General features: G+C 73.1%; 14 protein-coding genes. 7 read left to right on the top strand and 7 right to left on the bottom strand.

All coding sequences use genetic code 11. The features are described from left to right. The first annotated feature begins 167 nt into the window (after positions 1–167). The 3 genes from ABZY13_RS12055 to ABZY13_RS12045 all read left to right on the top strand — a co-directional run bounded on the left by ABZY13_RS12055 (position 168) and on the right by ABZY13_RS12045 (position 3,579). Positions 168–1,946: an SDR family oxidoreductase gene (locus tag ABZY13_RS12055; RefSeq protein WP_356629475.1), complete on the top strand. Its 1,779-nt coding sequence runs from the start codon at positions 168–170 to the stop codon at positions 1,944–1,946. 13 nt (positions 1,947–1,959) lie between these two features. Continuing rightward, the gene (locus ABZY13_RS12050; protein ID WP_356629473.1) at positions 1,960–2,907 is read left to right on the top strand and encodes a MerR family transcriptional regulator; all 948 of its coding nucleotides are present in this window, start codon (positions 1,960–1,962) and stop codon (positions 2,905–2,907) included. A 123-nt stretch (positions 2,908–3,030) separates the two neighbouring features. Then, complete coding sequence (locus ABZY13_RS12045; RefSeq protein ID WP_356629471.1) at positions 3,031–3,579, top strand: RNA 2'-phosphotransferase; 549 nt, start codon at positions 3,031–3,033, stop codon at positions 3,577–3,579. Between the two features lie 37 nt (positions 3,580–3,616). Here ABZY13_RS12045 and ABZY13_RS12040 read toward each other — a convergent pair whose 3' ends face one another. Beyond that, positions 3,617–4,528 (bottom strand): LLM class flavin-dependent oxidoreductase, encoded by a 912-nt coding sequence (locus ABZY13_RS12040; protein WP_356629469.1) that lies wholly within the window; start codon positions 4,526–4,528, stop codon positions 3,617–3,619. A gap of 97 nt (positions 4,529–4,625) precedes the next feature. Between ABZY13_RS12040 and ABZY13_RS12035 the strand changes: the two genes are divergently transcribed. Further along, a complete protein-coding gene (locus ABZY13_RS12035; protein ID WP_356629467.1) occupies positions 4,626–5,516 on the top strand; it encodes an HAD family hydrolase in 891 nt (296 codons plus the stop codon). 23 nt (positions 5,517–5,539) lie between these two features. On the opposite strand, the gene ABZY13_RS12030 is transcribed toward ABZY13_RS12035, so the two are convergent. The 5 genes from ABZY13_RS12030 to hisC form a co-directional block, all read right to left on the bottom strand. Next, on the bottom strand, positions 5,540–6,586 hold the full coding sequence (locus tag ABZY13_RS12030; RefSeq protein ID WP_356629465.1) for a M23 family metallopeptidase: 1,047 nt from the start codon (positions 6,584–6,586) through the stop codon (positions 5,540–5,542). Positions 6,587–6,733: 147 nt separating this feature from the next. After that, positions 6,734–10,438 carry a thiol reductant ABC exporter subunit CydD gene (cydD, locus tag ABZY13_RS12025; protein WP_356629463.1) on the bottom strand — a complete coding sequence of 1,235 codons (3,705 nt, stop codon included), beginning with the start codon at positions 10,436–10,438 and terminating at the stop codon, positions 6,734–6,736. Between the two features lie 12 nt (positions 10,439–10,450). Beyond that, a complete protein-coding gene (cydB, locus tag ABZY13_RS12020) occupies positions 10,451–11,458 on the bottom strand; it encodes a cytochrome d ubiquinol oxidase subunit II (protein WP_356629461.1) in 1,008 nt (335 codons plus the stop codon). 20 nt (positions 11,459–11,478) lie between these two features. Continuing rightward, positions 11,479–12,984, bottom strand: coding sequence for a cytochrome ubiquinol oxidase subunit I (locus ABZY13_RS12015; RefSeq protein WP_356629459.1), 1,506 nt, complete (start codon positions 12,982–12,984; stop codon positions 11,479–11,481). Between the two features lie 209 nt (positions 12,985–13,193). Further along, positions 13,194–14,273: a histidinol-phosphate transaminase gene (gene hisC / locus ABZY13_RS12010; protein WP_356629457.1), complete on the bottom strand. Its 1,080-nt coding sequence runs from the start codon at positions 14,271–14,273 to the stop codon at positions 13,194–13,196. Between the two features lie 423 nt (positions 14,274–14,696). Here hisC and ABZY13_RS12005 point away from each other — a divergent pair, with 423 nt between their 5' ends. The 3 genes from ABZY13_RS12005 to ABZY13_RS11995 all read left to right on the top strand — a co-directional run bounded on the left by ABZY13_RS12005 (position 14,697) and on the right by ABZY13_RS11995 (position 18,210). Beyond that, positions 14,697–15,803, top strand: a complete 1,107-nt coding sequence (locus ABZY13_RS12005; protein WP_356629455.1) for a LacI family DNA-binding transcriptional regulator — start codon at positions 14,697–14,699, stop codon at positions 15,801–15,803. A gap of 222 nt (positions 15,804–16,025) precedes the next feature. After that, a complete protein-coding gene (locus tag ABZY13_RS12000; RefSeq protein WP_356629453.1) occupies positions 16,026–17,147 on the top strand; it encodes a metallophosphoesterase in 1,122 nt (373 codons plus the stop codon). Between the two features lie 193 nt (positions 17,148–17,340). Beyond that, the gene (locus ABZY13_RS11995) at positions 17,341–18,210 is read left to right on the top strand and encodes a hypothetical protein (RefSeq protein ID WP_356629451.1); all 870 of its coding nucleotides are present in this window, start codon (positions 17,341–17,343) and stop codon (positions 18,208–18,210) included. Positions 18,211–18,409: 199 nt separating this feature from the next. On the opposite strand, the gene ABZY13_RS11990 is transcribed toward ABZY13_RS11995, so the two are convergent. After that, positions 18,410–19,885 carry a VWA domain-containing protein gene (locus ABZY13_RS11990; RefSeq protein ID WP_356629449.1) on the bottom strand — a complete coding sequence of 492 codons (1,476 nt, stop codon included), beginning with the start codon at positions 19,883–19,885 and terminating at the stop codon, positions 18,410–18,412. Positions 19,886–19,911: the final 26 nt, after the last annotated feature.

Here is a 19,911-nt window from a genome sequence, read left to right as displayed (position 1 = left end):
GTACGGGTCGGTGGGGGGAGCCGTGCTTGAGGTCTAGGGGGCGCGCCGGGAGGCGGGCGGGGCCGGGGTTTTCCACAGGCGGGAGGGGCCCTGTTGACGCGGCCACCGGTGACTGTCACATTCGCTGATGTCAAGGACGACGGCTCGGCGCCGGGGGCGGAGGACTGGTGACGGTACTGGAGGGCGCGCGTGAGCGCCGGGTGCGGACCGGTGGGGTCGAGCTGTGCGTCGCCGAGCTGGGCGACCCGGAGCGGCCGACGGTCGTGCTGGTGCACGGCTATCCGGACAGCAAGGAGGTCTGGTCCGAGGTGGCCGCCCGCCTCGCCGGCCGCTTCCATGTCGTGCTGTACGACGTCCGGGGCCACGGCCGGTCGACGGCGCCGAGTCCGCTGCGCGGCGGCTTCACGCTGGAGAAGCTGACGGACGACTTCCTGGCCGTGGCGGACGCGGTCAGCCCGGACCGTCCGGTGCACCTGGTGGGGCACGACTGGGGCTCGGTGCAGTCGTGGGAGTTCGTCACCGTGCGCCGCACCGAGGGCCGCATCGCGTCGTTCACGTCGATGTCCGGGCCCTGCCTCGACCACTTCGGCCACTGGATCGGCGGACGGCTCAGGCGCCCCACGCCACGGCGGGTGGGCCAGCTGCTCGGGCAGGGCGCCAAGTCCTGGTACGTCTACCTGCTGCACACGCCGGTGCTGCCCGAACTGGCCTGGCGCGGGCCCCTCGGCAAGGGCTGGCCGCGCCTGCTGGAGCGTCTGGAGAGCATCCCCCGCGGCGACTACCCGACCTCGTCGCTGCCGTCGGACGCGGCGCACGGGGCATGGCTGTACCGGGACAACGTCCGGCGCCGGCTGCGCAGACCCCGCGAGGACGCGCACGCGCACGTTCCGGTGCAGCTCATCACGCCGCTGGACGACGTCTTCCTCTCCAAGAGCCTCTACGACGGACTCGAGCGCTGGGTCCCCCGGCTGACCCGCCGCTCGCTTCCCGCCAAGCACTGGGTCCCGCGCACCCGTCCCGACCGGCTGGCCGACTGGATCGGCGAGTTCGTGCTCGCCCACGAGAACGGCGGAGGCGGCGGTGAGGGCGGCCGGCGCGGGCCGACGCCGACGGGCCGGTACGCCGACCGGTTCGGCGGGCAGCTGGTGCTGGTCACCGGCGCGGCCTCGGGGATCGGCCGGGCGACGGCGCTCGCGTTCGCCGCGTCCGGGGCCCGGGTGATCGCCGTCGACCGGGACGCCGGGGGCGCGGTGCGCACGGCGGAGGAGGCCCTGCGGTCGGGGGCGCGGGAAGCCTGGGCGGAGACGGCCGACGTGTCGGACGAACGGGCGATGGAGGAGCTGGCGCGGAAGGTCGCCGCCGAGTACGGCGTGGTGGACGTCCTGGTCAACAACGCCGGGATCGGGCTGGCCGGGCCGTTCCTGGAGACGACGGCGGAGGACTGGCGCCAGGTCCTCGACGTGAATCTGTGGGGCGTGATCCACGGGTGCCGCCTCTTCGGCCGGCAGATGGCCGAGCGCCGGCAGGGCGGCCACATCGTCAACGTCGCCTCCGCGGCGGCGTACTTGCCCACCCGGACCCTGCCCGCGTACGGCACGTCGAAGGCGGCGGTGCTGATGCTGAGCCAGTCCCTGCGCGCGGAGTTGGCGGGCCGGGGCATCGGGGTGAGCGCGGTCTGCCCCGGCTTCGTCAACACCGGCATCACGTCGACGGCGCGTTTCGTGGGGGTGGACGCGGCGGAGGAGAAGCGCCGGCGGCAGCGTGTCGTCAGGCTCTTCGGGCTGCGGAACTACCGGCCGGAGAAGGTCGCCGCCGCGATCGTGCGGGCGGTGGCGCGCAACGAGCCGGTCGTGGCGATCACTTGGGAGGCGCGGGGCGGGCGGCTGCTCTCCCGGTTCGCGCCGGGGGCGCTGCGGGCGCTGGCCCGGGTGGAGCCGCGGCTGTGAGCGGGGCGGCGCCATGAGCGGCGGCACGTCCGGGAGTTACCGCATTGAGGACCTGGCCCACCTCACCGGCACGTCGGTCCGCACGATACGCGCCTACCAGGATCGCGGCGTCCTGCCGAGGCCGGAGCGCCGTGGCCGGGCGGGCGCCTACACCGACGCCCACCTCGTCCGGCTCCGCCGGATCGCCGACCTCCTCGACCGGGGCTACACCCTCGCCTCGATCAAGGAGTTGCTGGACGCCCATGACACCGGCCGTGGTCTGAGCGGCGTCCTCGGGCTGATCGCCGAGGCGGACGGTCCGTGGAGCACCGAGGAGCCGGCGCGCATCTCCCGCGCACAACTCGCCGAACGCTTCGGCGGCGACGCCCCCGACGACGCGGCGATCGCCGAGGCGGTGGAGCTGGGCGTGCTGGAGCAGGTCCCGGGCGACGGGGAGGAGTTCGTCGTACCGAGCCCGCAAGAGCTGGTGGTCGCCGTGGAGTTGCACGCCGCCGGGGTGCCGTTGTCCGCGATCACCGGGCATCTGCGGGAGTTGAGGACGCAGGTCGAGCACATGGCGTCCCGTTTCCTGGAGTTCGCCACCGAGCACGTACTCGCTCCGTATCTGCGGGGCCCGCACGGACCGGCCGGCCCGGACGCCGACGAGGCGGCCTCCCTGGTACGCCGGATGCGTCCCCTCGCACGGCAGACGGTGGATGCGGAACTGGCGCGCGCAATGGGGATGTTGGCGTCGCGCCACCTGCGCCGCCACCTGGTCGCGAAGGACGCCGGTACAGCGGCGGAGGAGGCCCGTTTCGTGCGCGTTCCCGCGGACACGATGCGGGCGGTGGAGGCGTTGGTTGGCGCGGAGGCCGCCGAGCGGTTCATCGCGCTGGCCGCCGAACGAGAGATGCGGGCACGGGCGTTGGACGCGTTGGCGTCAAAGACCCCATCCGTCACAGGAGTCGACGAACAACCCTGAAAAGCAAGGCGGGTTGTCCACAGTTTCTTCAATTTCCCTGTGGATAACCCGAGTTCGCTGTGGATCAAACATCGGGTCCAAAATCATGTGCGTGATCCACGTCTCATTCGGCACCCTGTCGGGATGGACGAAAGACGCGCCGTGAAGGTGTCGAAGTACCTCGCCAAGCATCTGCGCCACCAGCCCGAGCGCATCGGGCTGGTCCTCGACGAGGGCGGCTGGGTCGGGATCGACGCGCTGATCGCCGCGGCGGCGGCGCACGGGTTCCGGTTCAGCCGGGAGGAGCTGGACCATGTGGTCGCCGCCAACGACAAGAAACGCTTCGCCGTCGAGGGCGACCGGATCCGCGCCAGCCAGGGCCACAGCGTCGAGGTCGACCTCGGGCTGCCACCGGCGACGCCGCCGCCGTTCCTCTACCACGGTACGGTCGCGAGCAGCCTGGACGCCATCCGCGCCGAGGGCCTGCGCCCCATGAGCCGCCACGCCGTGCACCTGTCGGCCGACCGGGAGACGGCGACCCGGGTCGGCGCGCGCCGGGGCCGGCCCGTCGTCCTCACCGTCGACGCCGCCGCCATGCACCGTGCCGGCCACGTCTTCCACGTCAGCGCCAACGGCGTCTGGCTGACCGACGCGGTTCCGGCCCGCTACCTGCGCTTCTCCGAGCCGCACTGACCCGCCCTGCGGGTCCGGCCGCCGGGTCCCCAAGGGCTCAGCCGAGCTGGGCGAGCGCCTCCGTGGCGATGCGCTCGAAGACGGTCTCGTCCGCGGCGAAGTCCGAGTCGGGAATCGGCCAGTGGACGACGAGCTCGTCGAAGCCCAGGTCACGGTGGCGGCCGGCGAAGTCCACGAACGCGTCCAGGGACTCCAGGGGACGGCCACGGTCCGGGGTGAACCCGGTGAGCAGGATCCGGTCGACCGAGTCCGCGTCCCGGCCGGTCTCCGCGCACGCCTTGCCGAGCTTCTCCACCTGGTCGCCCAGGGCCTGCCGGGACTGCTCGGGCGTCCCCGACTCGTACAGCCGGGGATCGCCGGTGGTCACCCACGCCCGGCCGTACCGGGCGGCGAGCCGCATCCCGCGCGGCCCGGTGGCCGCCACCGCGAAGGGCAGCCGGGGCCGCTGCACACAGCCCGGGATGTTGCGCGCCTCGTGCGCCGAGTAGAAATCACCCGCGTACGACGTGCCGTCCGGGCCGTTCTCGGTCAGCAGCCGGTCGAGCAGGGGGACGAACTCGGCGAAGCGGTCGGCGCGCTCCCGCGGGGTCCACGGCTCCTGCCCGAGCGCGGTGGCGTCGAAGCCGGTGCCGCCCGCGCCGATGCCGAGCGTGATCCGGCCGCCGGAGACGTCGTCCAGGGAGATCAGCTCCTTGGCGAGGGTCACCGGGTGCCGGAAGTTCGGCGAGGTGACCAGCGTGCCCAGCCGCATCCGCTCGGTGACGCACGCGGCGGCCGTCAGCGTCGGCACCGCGCCGAACCACGGCCCCTCCCGGAAGGACCGCCACGACAGGTGGTCGTAGGTGTAGGCGGCGTGGAACCCGAGCTCCTCCGCCCGCCGCCACGTCTCCCGGCCCCCCTCGTGCCAGCGGCGGTAGGGCAGGATCACGGTGCTCAGGCGCAGACTCATGCCCCAGAGCCTACGGCGGCCTCCGGCGGGGCCGGGAACCGCGCACACCATCGGTATTCACTCAGCTGTGCGCAGTCCCGCACGGGCGTGCGGGCATATGCGCGAGAATGGCCGGGTGACCTCAGCGACCAGACAGCCCGAGACCCCGGCCCCCACGATCCCGCCCCGGCTGATCGCCACCGACCTCGACGGCACCCTGCTCCGGGACGACAAGTCGGTTTCCCCGCGCACGGTCGCCGCTCTGGCCGCCGCCGAGCGGGCCGGCATCGAGGTCTTCTTCGTCACCGGCCGCCCGGCCCGATGGATGGACGTGGTCAGCGATCACGTCCACGGTCACGGCCTGGCCATCTGCGGAAACGGCGCCGCCGTGGTCGACCTGCACGGCGGCCCGGGCGCCCACCGGTTCGTGAAGGTGCGCGAACTGGCGCGCGAGAACGCCCTCGACGCCGTACGGCTGCTGCGCGAGGCGGCGCCCGGGACCGTGTACGCGGTCGAACAGACGTACGGCTTCCATCAGGAGCCCGACTACCCCAGGCTGCACATGGAACGCCCGGACGTCTGCGCCCCCGCCGAGGAGCTGCTCGGTCCCGGCGCGCCCGCCGCCGACGAGCCGGTCCTCAAGATCCTCGCCTACCACCCCGCCATCGACCCCGACGCCTTCCTCACCCTCGCCCGCCTCGCCCTCGGCGACCGCGCCAACGTCACCCGCTCCAGCCCCAGCGCCCTGCTGGAGATCAGCGGCCCCGGCGTCTCCAAGGCCAGCACGCTCGCCCTGTGCTGCGCCGAGCGCGGCATCTCGCACGAGGAGGTCGTCGCCTTCGGCGACATGCCGAACGACCTGGAAATGCTGACCTGGGCCGGGCGCTCGTACGCGATGGGCAACGCCCACCCGGACGTGCTGGCCGCCGCCTCGGGGCGGACGGTCGCCAACAACGACGACGGGGTGGCGGTCGTGATCGAGCGGCTGGTGGCGGAGCGGCAGGGCTGAGGAAACGTTCTGTCGACCGGGCGTCACAGCCGCACGCCGCGTGTGGCCAGCCACGGCACCGGGTCGACGCCCGAGCCGAGGTGCGGGGTCACCCGCACCTCGAAGTGCAGATGCGGGCCGGTGGAGTTCCCGGTCGAGCCCGACAGCCCGATCCACTGCCCCGGCCGCACCCGCTCCCCCTGGTCCACGGCGACCGACGACAGATGGGCGTACTGCGTGTAGTAGCCGCCCGGATGCCCGACCACGACCGCGATGCCGAAGGCGCCCCCGCACGACACCGCCGCCACCCGGCCCGCGCCGACCGAGCGCACCGGCGTGCCGACGGGCACGGCGAAGTCCTGCCCGGTGTGCCGGTTCGCCCAGCGCGCGCCGCCGCTGCCGAAGCCCGCGGACATCGCGTACGTCTCCACCGGCGCGACCCAGTCCTCGGCGAGCGTCGTCGGCGGCTGGTCGAGCCGGACCGCGCCACGGCAGCTGCCCGCGGCGGCCGACGCCGCGGCCTCCCCCTCCAGCCGCCGCCGTGCCTCCTCCAGCTTGCGCTCGATCGTCCTCCTGACCTCCGCCAGCTCGGCGTTGCGCCGCTCCAGCTCCTGCCACTCGGCGGCGGCCCGCGCCTCGTCGGCGGCGAGCCCGGCCTCCGCGCGGCGGCTGTCCTCGATCGCCTTCTCCACCGCCTGATCGGCCTGCGAGACGACCCGCTGCCGCCGCATCAGCTCCTCGGGATCGTCCGCCAGCAGCATCCGCGCGGTGAACGGCAGCCCGCCCCCGGTGCGGTACTGGGAGCGGGCGATCCGGCCCAGGTCCTCGCGCAGCACTCCCAGCTCCCGCCGCTGCCGGTCGAGGAGTTCCTCGTACCGCCGCGCCCGCGCCCGCTGCGCCTCGGCCTCGCGCCGCCCCTCCTCGTACCGCTGCGTCGCCACGGCCGCTTCCTCGTACAGCCGCGCCACCTCCGCACCGGCCCCGGGACCGGCACCGCCCGCGGGGGCCTCGTCGGCCGGCCCGGCCGCGAGCACGGCGAGCGCGCACAGCAGCACCGGAACGATCAGGAGACGGCGGCGGGATGAGCGCATGTCAGCGATCGTGGCCCGCGCTGGGCGCCCGCGGCCTGTTCACGTCGTACGCATGGGGGACACCGCGGCCCTTATGGGGGACCTTCGGCGTGTCGGGGCCCGCTTTTGACGCACCGTCGGCTCGCCTCGTCCGACGCCCCGTCGGCTCTACCGCGCGGCCACGAGCAGATCCGCCTCCGCCTCCCGTGCCGCCATCGCCCGCAGGGGCCCGTCGACAGCGATCAGTTCCGCGTACGTGCCCCGCTGCACCACACGCCCGCCCGCCAGCACGATCACCTCGTCCACCGCCTCCAGGCCCGCCAGCCGGTGGGTGACCAGCAGGGTGGTGCGGCCCTCGGTGGCGGCCAGCAGGTCGGCGGTGAGGGCGTCGGCGGTGGGCAGGTCGAGGTGCTCGGCGGGCTCGTCGAGGACGAGGACGGGGAAGTCGGCGAGGAGCGCACGGGCCAGCGCGAGCCGCTGCCGCTGCCCGCCGGACAACCGCGCCCCGTGCTCGCCGACGAGCGTGTCGAGCCCTTCGGGCAGGCTGTCGGCCCACTCCAGCAGCCGGGCCCGGGCGAGGGCGGCGCGCAGTTCCGCTTCGGTGGCCCCGCGGCGGGCGAGGAGCAGGTTCTCCCGCACCGAGCTGTCGAAGAGGTGCGCGTCCTGTGCGCACAGCCCCACGAGCCGTCGCACGTCGTCGCCGTCCAGCGCGGACGCGTCCACGCCGCCCAGCGTGTAGGAGCCGGCGTCCGCGTCCAGGAACCGCAGCAGCACCTGGGCCAGCGTCGTCTTGCCGGAGCCGGACGCCCCGACGACGGCGACGCGGCGCCCCTCCCGGAGGGTGAGGTCGACACCGGCGAGCGCGTCCCGGTCCTGCCCCGCGTGCCGTGCGGTCAGGCCCTTGACGACGAGCGGGAACGGAGCGGCGGGCGCCTGCCGGGGACGCTCCGGCTCGCGCACCGGCGCCGGGGCGTCCAGCACCTCGTACACGCGCTCGGCGCTGTGCCGTACCCGCTGCCGGAACCGCACCGCGACGGGCATCCCCAGCACGGCCTCGAAAGCGGCCAGCGGCGTCAGTACGACCGCGGCCATCGCGACGCCGCTCAGCCGCCCGGCGGCGACCGCCTGCGCGGCCACCAGTGCGGCGGCGGTGACCGTCAGGCCGGAGACCAGCGCGGTGAGGCCGTCCCCGACGGCGGTGGCCGTGGCCTGCCGTGACGCGATCCGGGTCAGCTCGGCGTCGGCCCGCCGGGTCTCGGCGGTACGGGCGGGCAGGGCGCCCGCGACGGTCAGTTCGGCGGTGCCGGTGAGCAGGTCGGCCACGCGCGTCGCCAGCACCCCCCGCGCGGGGGCGAGCCTGCGCTCCGCCCGCCGCGCCACCGCGCCGGTGACCAGCGGCACGCCCGCCCCGGCCGCGAGCAGCCCGACGGCGAGGACGGCCCCGGCCTCGGGCAGCAGCCGACCGGTGAAGGCGACGGAGGCGACGGAGACGGCGACCGCCGCGCCGGCCGGCAGCAGCCAGCGCAGCCAGTAGTCCTGGAGGGCGTCCACGTCGGCGACCAGCCGGGACAGCAGGTCGCCCCGGCGGGTCCGGCGCAGCCCGGCGGGCGCCAGCCGTTCGAGCCGCCGGTAGACGGCGACCCGGGTGTCGGCGAGCATCCGCAGCACGGCGTCGTGCGACACCAGCCGCTCGGAGTACCGGAACACCGCGCGGCCGATGCCGAAGGCCCGCGTGGCGGTCACGGCCATCATCAGATACAGCACGGGCGGCTGCTGCGACGCCCGGGAGATGAGCCAGCCGGACGTGGCCATGAGGCCGACGGCGCTGCCGAGGGCGAGACTGCCGAGCAGCAGGGCCAGGCCCAGCCGGCCGCGCCGCGCGCCGGAGAGGGCGCGGACACGGGCGAGGACGCCTCGCACGGCGGGGGCCGCGGGCCCGCTCGCGTCCGGTTCCGGCCCGGCGTCCGGCAGGAGGCCCGTCGCGGCGGGCTGCACCGCACCCGGCGCGGGCCGCACGGAGGGCGGATCGGCAAGCCCAATCGGCTCCTGGACCGCCGCGGCACCCGGCCGGAGGCCCGTCCCGGCGAGCCGTGCCTCGGCCCGCGCGGGCCGCGCGGAGGGCGGGGCAACCGGCCCGGTCGCGTCCAGGTCGAGCCCCGCACCCGGCAACAGACCTGTCCCGGCACGCCCCAGCGCAGCCGACACCGGCCGCACGGAGCGCGGGGCGGCGGGGGAGCCGGCGCCGTCGAGGCGTACGACCCGGTCGGCCGCGGCCAGCAGCGCGGGCCGGTGCACCACCAGGAGCACGGTCCGCCCGGCCGCCAGCCGCCGTACCGCCGCCACGATCTCGGCCTCGGTCCGCCCGTCGAGCGCGGCCGTCGGCTCGTCCAGCAGGAGCACCGGACGGTCCGCGAGGAACGCCCGCGCGAGCGCCAGCCGCTGCCGCTGCCCGGCGGACAGCCCGGTGCCGTCCTCGCCGAGCGGGGTGTCGGCGCCCCGGGGCAGGGCGTCGACGAACTCCAGCGCGCCCGCGTCCGCGAGGGCCCGGCGTACGGCGGCGTCGTCCGCGTCGGGGCGGGCCAGCCGGACGTTCTCCGCGATCGTCCCGGCGTACAGGTGCGGGCGCTGCGGCACCCAGGCGATCCGGGACCGCCACTGTTCGGGGTCGACGTCGGCTAGATCGACTCCCCCGGCACGCACCCGGCCCCGGACCGGCTCCACGAAGCCCAGCAGCACGTGCAGCAGCGTCGACTTGCCCGCTCCGCTCGGCCCGACCAGCGCGACCGTCTCCCCGGCCTCGACCTCGAACGACACGTCCGACACGGCGTCGGCGGCCCGCCCGGGGTAGCGGACCGTCACGCCCTCGAAGGAGAGCGCCGGCGCGCCCGAGGGAGCGGCACCGGCGCCGGCAGCCGGGACGGGCGTCTCCAGCACCTCGAAGATCTCCTCCGCCGCCGCCAGTCCCTCGGCCGCCGCGTGGTACTGCGCGCCCACCTGCCGCAGCGGCAGATACGCCTCGGGGGCGAGGACGAGGACGACGAGGCCGACGTAGAGGTCCATGTCGCCGTGGACCAGCCGCATGCCGATGGTCACGGCGACCAGCGCGACCGAGATCGTGGCGAGCAGTTCGAGCGCGAAGGACGACAGGAACGCGATCCGCAGCGTCCGCATCGTCGCCCGCCGGTACTCGCCGGTGATCCGCCGGATCGACTCGGCCTGCGCCTTGGCCCGGCCGAACACCTTGAGGGTCGGAAGCCCCGCGACGACGTCCAGGAAGTGCCCGGACAGCCGGGACAGCAACCGCCACTGACGGTCCATCCGGGACTGCGTGGCCCAGCCGATCAGCATCATGAAGACCGGAATGAGCGGCAGCGTGCCCGCGATGATCGCGGCGGAGACCCAGTCCTCGGTGACGATCCGCGCCAGCACCGCCACGGGCACGACCACGGCGAGACCGAGCTGGGGCAGATAGCGGGAGAAGTAGTCGTCGAGGGCGTCGACGCCGCGCGTGGCGAGCGCGACCAGCGAACCGGTGGGCCGACCGGCGAGCCATCCGGGTCCGAGCCGCGCGGCACGCTCCAGCAACCGGCCGCGCAGCTCCGACTTCACCGCCGCGCTCGCCCGGTGGGCGGCGAGTTCGGTGAGCCAGGAGACCACCGCCCGGCCACCGGCGACCGCCACCAGCAGGAGCAGCGGAGTGCGCAGTTCCCCGGCGGTCATGCCGTGCTGGAACGCGCCGACCACGATCTCCGCGATGAGCATCGCCTGCGCGACGACCAGCCCGGCGCCGACGGCGCCCAGGCCGACGACCGCCACCAGGAAGAGACGGGTGGCGCGGGCGTACCGAAGGAGCCTGGGGTCGATTGGTTTCACGTGAAACACACCTCAGTGCGCGACGTCGGGAGCGATGTGCTGGGTGCCGATCCGCTTGCGGAACACCCAGTAGGTCCACGACTGGTAGAGCAGGACGATCGGCGTGGCGATCGCCGCGCACCAGGTCATGATCTTCAGGGTGTACGGGCTCGACGAGGCGTTGGTGACCGTCAGGCTCCAGCTCTCGTCGAGCGACGACGGCATGACGTTCGGGAAGAGGGACAGGAAGAGCATCGCCACGGCGGCCACGATGGTCAGGCCGGACAGGGCGAACGCCCACCCCTCGCGCCCGGCCCGGACCGCGTTCAGCGCGGCGAGCAGTGCACCTGCGGCCACCACGAGGGCGACCAGGCTCTTGGCGTCGCCGCTGTGGACCTGGGTCCACAGCAGGAAGAGCACGGCCACGCCGGCGGTGACGGCGCCGACCTTCAGGGCCAGCGCGCGGGCGCGTTCCCGGATCTCCCCGACCGTCTTGAGCCCGACGAACACGGTCCCGTGGAAGGTGAACAGCGTCAGCGTCACCAGCCCGCCGAGCAGGGCGTAGGGGTTGAGGAGGTCCCCCAGCCCGCCGACGTACTCGAAGTCGGCGTCGATCTTCACCCCGTGCACGATGTTGCCGAAGGCGACGCCCCACAGGAACGCGGGCAGCAGCGAGGTCCAGAAGATCGCCGCCTCCCAGCGGCGCTGCCAGCTCTCCTCGGGCCGCTTGACGCGGTACTCGAAGGCGACGCCGCGGACGATCAGGCAGAGCAGAATGGCGAGCAGGGGCAGGTAGAAGCCGGAGAAGAGGGTGGCGTACCACTCGGGGAAGGCGGCGAAGGTGGCCCCGCCCGCCGTGAGCAGCCAGACCTCGTTGCCGTCCCAGACGGGGCCGATGGTGTTGATCAGCACCCGCTTCTCGGGCCGGTCGCGGGCCAGCAGGCGGGTGAGGATGCCGACTCCGAAGTCGAAGCCCTCCAGGAAGAAGTAGCCGGTCCACAGGACGGCGATGAGGACGAACCAGACGTCGTGCAGTTCCATGACTGTGCGGCTCCCTCGGCCTAGTAGGAGAAGGCCATCGGCTTGTCGGCGTCACGGACGTCGCCGCCGATCTTCGTGGGCGGGTTGAGGTCGGCCTCGGTCAGCTCCGGCGGGCCGGCCTTGACGTACTTCACGAGCAGCTTGACCTCGATCACGGCGAGGACGGCGTACAGCAGCGAGAAGGCGATCATCGAGGTGAGGATCTCGGCCTGGGAGACGCCGGGGGAGACCGCGTCGCGGGTCTGCATCACGCCGTAGACGACCCAGGGCTGGCGGCCCATCTCGGTGAAGATCCAGCCCCAGGAGTTGGCGGCCAGCGGGAACGCCATGGTCCAGAGCGCGAGCAGCCAGTACGTCCGGGTGAGCCGGGCGCCGAGCGGCTTGCGCAGCAGCACCAGACGCGGCACCTCGTCCTCTCCGGTGCGCAGGGCGGCGGGCAGCAGGAACCGCTTCCTGGTCAGCCACAGCCCCAGAAGGCCGAGGGAGAGGGAGACCATGCCGAAGCCGATCATCCAGCGGAAGCCCCAGTAGGCGACGGGCACGATGGGCTTGTAGTCGCCGGGGCCGAACTGCTCCTGGAGGGCCTTGTTGGTGTCGTGGATGCCCGGCACGTACTCGTCGAAGTCGTTGTGGGCGAGGAAGGACAGCAGGCCGGGGATCTCCAGGGCCACCTTGTTGTGCCCCTCGTCGACGTCGCCGTAGGCGAACAACGAGAAGGGCGCCGGCCCCTCGCCGTCCCACAGCGCCTCGGCCGCGGCCATCTTCATCGGCTGCTGCTCGTACATGACCTTGCCGAGGCTGTCGCCGCTGACCGCGGTGAGCAGTCCGCCGACGGCCAGCGTGACCAGGCCGAGCCGCAGGGAGGTGCGCATCTCCGGGATGTGGCGCCTGCGCATCAGGTGGAAGGCGGCGATGCCCACCATGAAGGCGCCGCCGGTCAGGAAGGCCGCCGAGAAGCTGTGGAAGACCTGGTTGAGCGTGGTGTTCTGGGTGAGGACCAGCCAGAAGTCGGTGAGTTCGGCGCGGCCCTTCTCCTCGTTGATGCGGTAGCCGACGGGGTGCTGCATCCAGGAGTTGGCCGCGAGGATGAAGTACGCCGACAGCAGCGTGCCGACCGAGACGAGCCAGATGCAGGCCAGGTGGACGCGCTTCGGCAGCTTGTCCCAGCCGAAGATCCACAGGCCGATGAAGGTGGACTCGAAGAAGAAGGCCAGCAGGGCCTCGAAGGCGAGGGGCGCGCCGAACACGTCGCCGACGAAGCGCGAGTAGTCGGACCAGTTCATGCCGAACTGGAACTCCTGCACGATGCCGGTGACGACGCCCATCGCGATGTTGATCAGGAAGAGCTTGCCCCAGAACTTGGTCGCCCGGAGGTACTTCTCCTTCCCCGTGCGCACCCAGGCGGTCTCCAGGCCGGCCGTCAGCGCGGCGAGGGAGATCGTCAGGGGGACGAACAGGAAGTGGTAGACGGTGGTGATCCCGAACTGCCATCGCGCCAGGGTTTCCGGCGCCAGAGCCATGTCCACGTCGTCGCCAATCTCGGGTGAAAACAGACACGCTTGTGAACGCGTTCACATTCACAAGCAATTATGACCTACTGCTTTTCAGACCCGGAAGGGGGGTCCGGTGTGACGTCAACCCCTTGGACGCGACCACACGGCGACCACATGACGCCGAGGCCGCCGGCCTGCCTCACGGCGGGCCGGCGGCCTCGGATTCCAGCGGGTGGCGGGGGTCAGGACTCCTTGCGGAACGCCTCCGCGGCCTTCAGGAAGATGTCGTTCGCCTCGGTCTCCCCGATCGTGACGCGCACGCCCTCGCCCGGGAACGGGCGGATCACCACGCCCGCCTGCTCGCACGCCGCCGCGAAGGCGGTCGTGCGCTCCCCCAGCGACAGCCAGACGAAGTTCGCCTGGGTGTCCGGCACCGTCCAGCCCTGCGCGCGCAGCCCGTCGAGCACACGGTTGCGCTCGCACACCAGCGAGCCGACCCGGCCCAGCAGCTCGTCCTCGGCGCGCAGCGAGACGACGGCGGCCTCCTGGGCGAGGTGGCTCACGCCGAACGGGACGGCGGTCTTGCGCAGCGCCGCCGCGACCGGCTCGTGGGCGACGGCGAAGCCGACGCGCAGACCGGCGAGGCCGTACGCCTTGGAGAAGGTCCGCAGGACACAGACGTTCGGGCGGGTGCGGTACAGCTCGAGGCCGTCCGGCACCTCGGGGTCCCGGACGAACTCGCGGTACGCCTCGTCCAGCACGACCAGCACGTCGTCCGGCACCCGGTCGAGGAAACGCTCCAGCTCGGCCCGGCGGACGGCCGTGCCGGTGGGGTTGTTCGGGTTGCAGACGAAAATCAGCCGGGTCCGCTCGGTGATCGCCTCCGCCATCGCGTCCAGGTCGTGCACGGCGCCCGGGGTCAGCGGCACCTGCACGGGCGTCGCCCCGCTGATCTGCGTGATGATCGGATAAGCCTCAAAAGAGCGCCAGGCGTAGATCACCTCGTCGCCCGGTCCCGCGGTCGACTGCAGCAGTTGCTGGGCGACACCGACCGAACCGGTGCCGGTGGCGAGGTGGGAGACCGGGACGCCGAAGCGTTCGGACAGCTCGTTCATCAGCCCCGTGCACGCCATGTCGGGGTAGCGGTTGAAGGACGAGGCGGCGGCCACCACGCTCTCCAGCACGCCGGGCAGCGGCGGATAGGGGTTCTCGTTGGAGGACAGCTTGTAGGCCACCGGGCCGTCCGCCGCGGCCGGCTTGCCCGGCTTGTAGGTGGGGATCCCCTCCAGCACCGCGCGCAGCTTGGGGCTCGTCTCGCTCACCGCAGTCCTCCTCGCGATCACCGGCGGCCCCTGAGCGGCGCCGGCTTCCAATACTTCTCACCTTATGAGGATTCGGCTCCGCACTGAACAGGCCGGAACCCGCTCGTCCGGCCCCGCCGCACCGGCATCATGGGCATCACGGCAGGAAGGCGTACGAATCGAGGGGCGCGCTACACATATATCTATGCGCCGGTGGCTTGCGCCGTGGCGCGCGTCCCCCGTACAGGTGAGTTGAGACCTCTTCGAAACATCGGGGGCTCGACAGGCCCATGAGCGCGGATAGGTCACCTCCTGCACCAGAGAACAACAACATCCTTTCATTCCAAGGCAGTTGACAGGCCATGACCTTGCAGAAACGTGCCTGTCAGTGGGTGCATATGCGTCCGCGCTACCCCGTCCTCTGCGCCCTACTATCGGCTCGCCATGACAGCAGCAGGGAAGCACCAGGTGAGCCGCGCGGAAACCTCACGTCGAGGCAGTCGGCCGGGCCGGGCGGGCATCAGAGACGTTGCCGCCGCCGCCGGGGTCTCCATCACGACCGTCTCCGACGCCCTCAACGGAAAGGGCAGGCTCCCGGACGCCACCCGACGCCACGTCCGTGAGGTCGCCGACCGACTGGGCTACCGGCCCTCCGCCGCCGCCCGGACCCTCCGTACCGGCAAGTCGGGGCTGATCGGCCTGACCGTGACCACGTACGGGGATGAACCTTTCACCTTCACCGAGTTCGCGTACTTCGCGGAGATGGCCCGCGCCGCCACCTCGGCCGCGCTCGCCCGCGGCTACGCCCTCGTGATCCTCCCCGCGACCTCGCGCCACGACGTCTGGTCCAACGTCGCCCTGGACGGCACGGTCGTCATCGACCCCTCCGACCAGGACCCGGTCGTCAGCGAGCTGGTCCGGCAGGGGTTACCGGTCGTCTCCGACGGCCGCCCGGCCGGCTCGCTCCCGGTCACGGCCTGGGTCGACAACGACCACGAGGCCGCCGTCCTCGGCATCCTCGACCACCTGGCCGACGCCGGCGCCCGCCGCATCGGCCTGCTGACGGGCACGACCACCGACACCTACACCCATCTGTCGACCACCGCCTACCTGCGCTGGTGCGAGCGGGTGGGCCAGGACCCGGTGTACGAGGCCTACCCGGCGCACGACCCGTGCGCGGGCGCCGTCGCCGCCGACCGGCTGCTCGCCCGGCCCGACCGGCCCGACGCCGTGTACGGCCTGTTCGACCCCAACGGCACCGACCTGCTCGCCGCCGCCCGCCGCTACGGACTGCGCGTCCCGGACGACCTGCTGCTGGTCTGCTGCAGCGAGTCCACCGTGTACGCCAGCACCGAGCCACCCGTCACCACGCTCTCCCTCAAGCCCCGGCGCATCGGCACGGCCGTGGTCCAGCTGCTGATCGACGCCATCGAGGGCGTCGACTCCGACCAGCCGGTCGAGCAGGTGATACCCACCGAGCTGATCGTGCGGACCTCCTCCCAGCGCCGACCACCGCGCACCACGGTCAGCCCGCCGAGGTCACCCGAATAGGGAAGGCCCGACGGCGGCGACGGCCCCGTCCGGGTCGGGAACGGAGGCCGGCCCGGCAGGGAAAGCCCTGCCCAATCGGGGCGAAAGCCGCGGTGAACCGGAGTCCGGCTCCGATTCACCACCCCTGGGTCATCACACAGCGCGATCCGCATTCCTATGATGGGCGCACGGCACCGCGGGCCGTTGCGACCAGGCAGTCACGAGCGGTGCAGATGCGGCGCGATGGTGGAGGGGTCGATGACTCAGGGGGCCGGTCCCGGACCCGAGGTGGAGCGGACGGCGACGTTGCGCGACTTCCGGGTGCCCGCATACGTCCACGAGACCGGCCCGTACGTCCACGGCGCCCACCCCGGCGAGACCGCGGCCGCGGCGCCCGTCCCGGCGCCCGTGCCCGTCGCCGAGCCGGTGGACCCGCCGGACGGGTACACCCCCACCCGGCGCGACCTGCCGGTCATCAACCGCGGTGACACGGTTCAGGTGACCGTCGACCCCGCCGCCGCGCCGGTCGCCCAGCCCGCCGCCGGACCCGGCCCGCTGTTCGTCGTCGGCGACGTCCACGGGTACCTCGACGAACTCGTCGCCGCACTCCAGGAGAAGGGCCTGATCGACGCCGCCGGCCAGTGGTGCGCGGGCACCGCCCGGCTGTGGTTCCTGGGCGACTTCACCGACCGGGGCCCCGACGGCATCGGCGTCATCGACCTGGTCATGCGGCTGTCCGCCGAGGCCGCGGCGGCCGGCGGCTACTGCAAGGCCCTGATGGGCAACCACGAGCTGCTCCTGCTCGGCGCCAAGCGGTTCGGCGACACCCCCGTCAACTCCGGCGCGGGCACCGCCACCTTCCAGGCGGCCTGGCTGCTCAACGGCGGCCAGAAGACCGACATGGACCGTCTCCAGGACCACCACCTCCAGTGGATGGCCCGTCTCGACGCGCTCACCGAGACCGACGGCCACCTGCTCGTCCACTCGGACACCACGGCCTATCTCGACTACGGCGACTCCATCGAGGCCGTCAACGACAACGTCCGCGAGACCCTGACGCGCAACGACGCCGACGAGGTCTGGGACCTGTTCCGCAAGTTCACCAAGCGCTTCTCCTTCCGCGACGAGGGCGGCGCCGACGCCGTGCGCTCCCTGCTCGATACGTACGGCGGCACCCGCATCGTTCACGGCCACAGCCCGATCCCGTATCTGCTGGGCGAGGTCGGCTCCGAGGACGGCGAGGACACCTCCGGGCCCACGATCGAAGGACCGCACGTCTACGCCGACGGGCTCGCCATCGCGATGGACGGCGGCGTGACCATGGCCGGAAAACTGCTGGTCCAGCAACTGCCCCTCGACATCTGACCCTTCACCGGCACCCCGGACCGGCGGTCCCGCGCCGCGCGCGACGGCGCAGGCCACGACCCAATTTCCGGAAACCCCCTGTCACGGCACGCCGTGACCGCTCTACCATCGGCTTATCCGTAGCAGGCTCCCCTCCGTTTCTGCCCGACGGCTCGTCAGCGTGCGAGCCCCAAGCCCTACGGAGCATCGGGGGATGCAGATGAACAGCGTTCCGCAGCACCTGCTGAGCGAGGACCGCCAGGAGTACGTGCGGCTCCTCGATGAGGCGCTGCGCTCCGCACCACACCGCCCGGGACCGGCCATGGCAGGACAGCGGCCGACCCACGAACAACTGCGCGCCCTGGCCCTCGACGCCACCGCCCTCATCACGGCGGCCGCGGCGACCGAGTACCAGCACTACGTGAAGGTCCGCGAGGAACTGCGCCGCCCGGCGCCGTCCACCCCGTCGTCCGCGCGGGAGTCCGGCTCCGGCGAACCGGGCTCCTCCGCGGTGGGGCTCGCCACCACCATGGGGGAGGCCGCCGAGGCCGCCGGCGCGGGCGCCGGCGCCGTCGTCGCGGTCCTCGCGCCCGTCCTGGCCGGCACGGCCGCGGCGATCTTCCTGATCGTCGGCTACGTCCTGAGAATGCTCTCGCCCGAACCGGCGTTCGCCGACACCCTGCTCACCGCCGGGTGGGCGTTCGGCGGCATCACGGCGGTCGCGATCCTGGTCGCGGCGGTCGCCCTGCTGCGCACCGCCCTGCGCAACCGGCCCACCCCCGCGTCGCGCGCCCAGGACCGGCTGAACGAGGAGGTGGCCAGGGCCAGGGAAGCCTGGCGCGCGTCCCTGCTCGAGAACGGCATCCTGCCGTTCCTGCGCGAGGCGCTTCTCGCCGAGCCCGGACCGGCCGCCCGGCAACCGGCTCCGCCCGCACCGACGACCAGCCGGATACCGCACCTCGGTTACGGCCGTCCCGGCTTCACCAGCCCGGGCGGCGGCCCGGCGACCGGGACCCGGCCCAGCTACTCGAGCCCGGACTACAGCAGCCCGGACTTCGGGGGGCCGGAACACCAGCCGGAGTAGCCGCGGCACTGCGCGACCGCGACGGCGTCGCACGGATACGGCGTCGTCATGGCACGACGTCGCACGGCTGGGGCGTCGTATGGCTGGGGCGTCGCACGGCCACGGCCGCTCGGGCCCGGTTCACGCGCTCCCTCCCCCTGCGGAGGCTCGGAGGCTCACCCGAGGCTCCGCGTCGGGGTGGGGCGCCATCGGGTGCCCTTCAGATGATGCCCGCCTGGCGTGCGGCCGTGATCCACAGCGGGAACTCGGACAACAGGCGGTCGTACAGCTCCTGGTCCGGCACCGTACTGATGTCGTCCACGGCGAAGAAGCCGACGTTGTCGACGCGCCGGCCCGGCAGGGCGTCGAACCGCTCCAGCACCCCGTAGTTGGCGCGGCCGAGCCCCACGAACTGCCAGAAGACCGGCTCCTCCACGGCCTCGCGCAGCTCACGCTCGATCTCGGCGTTGCGGTAGACGCCGCCGTCGGAGAAGAACAGCACCAGCGTGGGCGCCGCCGCCGGGTTGTCCCGGACGAACCGGCGCACCTCGGCGATGACCTTCTGCTCCTCGTTCTGGATGCCGACGTCCCGCATGTCGACCTGGCCCTCCACCAGCCCCTTCTTCCGGCCGCGACGGCGGAACAGGCTCATCTCGCCGACGCGCACGTGCAGCCGCAGCCACTCGGGAAGCTCGCCCAGCCGCAGGTCCGGCAACCGGGCGGGGTTCGAGGCGAACGTCCAGGCCTGCATCTCACCGTCGTCGTCCAGCTGCGCGGCGACCGCGGCCATCCGCTCCACCACGTCGGCGACGGTGCCCTTGGAGTAGAGGAACGACATGGACCCGGAGGCGTCGAGGACCAGCACGACGCGCGCGGTGACGCCGGTCGCGCCGTGCTTGCGCAGGCTGACGGCGACCTGCTCCTTGCGCAGGGAGAGCCGCTTGCGCATGTCGACGGGGAGGTGCTCCTCGCCCTTGGTGAGGCGGGGTGGGGTGGTGGGAGGGACCGTGGGGTGAGGGGTGGCGGCGGGCGGGACGGGCCTCGGCGGGGCGGGCGGAGGCGGCGTGGCCGGCCGGGTCGGGGTCGGCGCGGGCCAGGCGGCCGACCGGGGGTCGACGGGCGGTGCCGACGGGGCGGGGGCCGGAGCGGGCGGGGCCGCCGGGGCGTCGTCCACGGTGATGCCGAAGTCGGTCGCGAGGCCCGCGAGGCCGGAGGCGTATCCCTGGCCCACCGCGCGGAACTTCCACTTGCCCTGCCGCCGGTACAGCTCCCCGCCGATGAACGCCGTCTCCGGTCCGGCCTCCATGTCGAACCGGGCGACCTCGCTCCCCGACCCCGCGTCGAGCAGCCTCAGCGACAGCCCCGGCACCTGCCCGAAGGTCCCGCCGTCGGCCGACGCGCACAGCACGATCCGGTCGACGGCCGGCTCCAGCGAACGCAGGTCGACCTCGACCGTGTCGGTGGCGTTGCCGCCGGCACTCCGCTTCCCGAGGTGCGTCACGGCGTTGGACGCGTGCCGGGGCTGGTTGTAGAAGACGAAGTCGCCGTCGTCCCGCACCCGCCCCGCCTCCGTGAGCAACAGGGCCGAGGCGTCGACGTCGGGCACGCCGGGGCCGCCGGAGCAGGCGAGTTCGACGCGCACCACGGGGGCGTCGACGGGAAGGTTGGAGCCCTTGCTCATGGATTGCACGGTCATGCCCCCAGTCTCGCCGAGCCCGCCCC

The sequence above is a fragment of the Streptomyces sp. NPDC006610 genome (genome assembly GCF_040611575.1).
In the GTDB taxonomy this organism is placed as follows: domain Bacteria; phylum Actinomycetota; class Actinomycetes; order Streptomycetales; family Streptomycetaceae; genus Streptomyces.
The sequence above is the reverse complement of the archived record's forward strand: the minus strand, read 5'-3'. Positions and strand labels throughout refer to the sequence as shown.

Bases quoted from the DNA above. Each gene is read 5' to 3' on its own strand.
- ABZY13_RS12045 (WP_356629471.1), top strand. From the start codon at position 3,031: ATGGACGAAAGACGCGCCGTGAAGGTGTCGAAGTACCTCGCCAAGCAT.
- ABZY13_RS12030 (WP_356629465.1), bottom strand. From the start codon at position 6,586: ATGCGCTCATCCCGCCGCCGTCTCCTGATCGTTCCGGTGCTGCTGTGC.
- ABZY13_RS11990 (WP_356629449.1), bottom strand. From the start codon at position 19,885: ATGACCGTGCAATCCATGAGCAAGGGCTCCAACCTTCCCGTCGACGCC.
- ABZY13_RS12050 (WP_356629473.1), top strand. From the start codon at position 1,960: ATGAGCGGCGGCACGTCCGGGAGTTACCGCATTGAGGACCTGGCCCAC.
- ABZY13_RS12035 (WP_356629467.1), top strand. From the start codon at position 4,626: ATGCGCGAGAATGGCCGGGTGACCTCAGCGACCAGACAGCCCGAGACC.
- cydB (WP_356629461.1), bottom strand. From the start codon at position 11,458: ATGGAACTGCACGACGTCTGGTTCGTCCTCATCGCCGTCCTGTGGACC.
- ABZY13_RS12000 (WP_356629453.1), top strand. From the start codon at position 16,026: ATGGTGGAGGGGTCGATGACTCAGGGGGCCGGTCCCGGACCCGAGGTG.
- ABZY13_RS12040 (WP_356629469.1), bottom strand. From the start codon at position 4,528: ATGAGTCTGCGCCTGAGCACCGTGATCCTGCCCTACCGCCGCTGGCAC.
- ABZY13_RS11995 (WP_356629451.1), top strand. From the start codon at position 17,341: ATGCAGATGAACAGCGTTCCGCAGCACCTGCTGAGCGAGGACCGCCAG.
- ABZY13_RS12005 (WP_356629455.1), top strand. From the start codon at position 14,697: ATGACAGCAGCAGGGAAGCACCAGGTGAGCCGCGCGGAAACCTCACGT.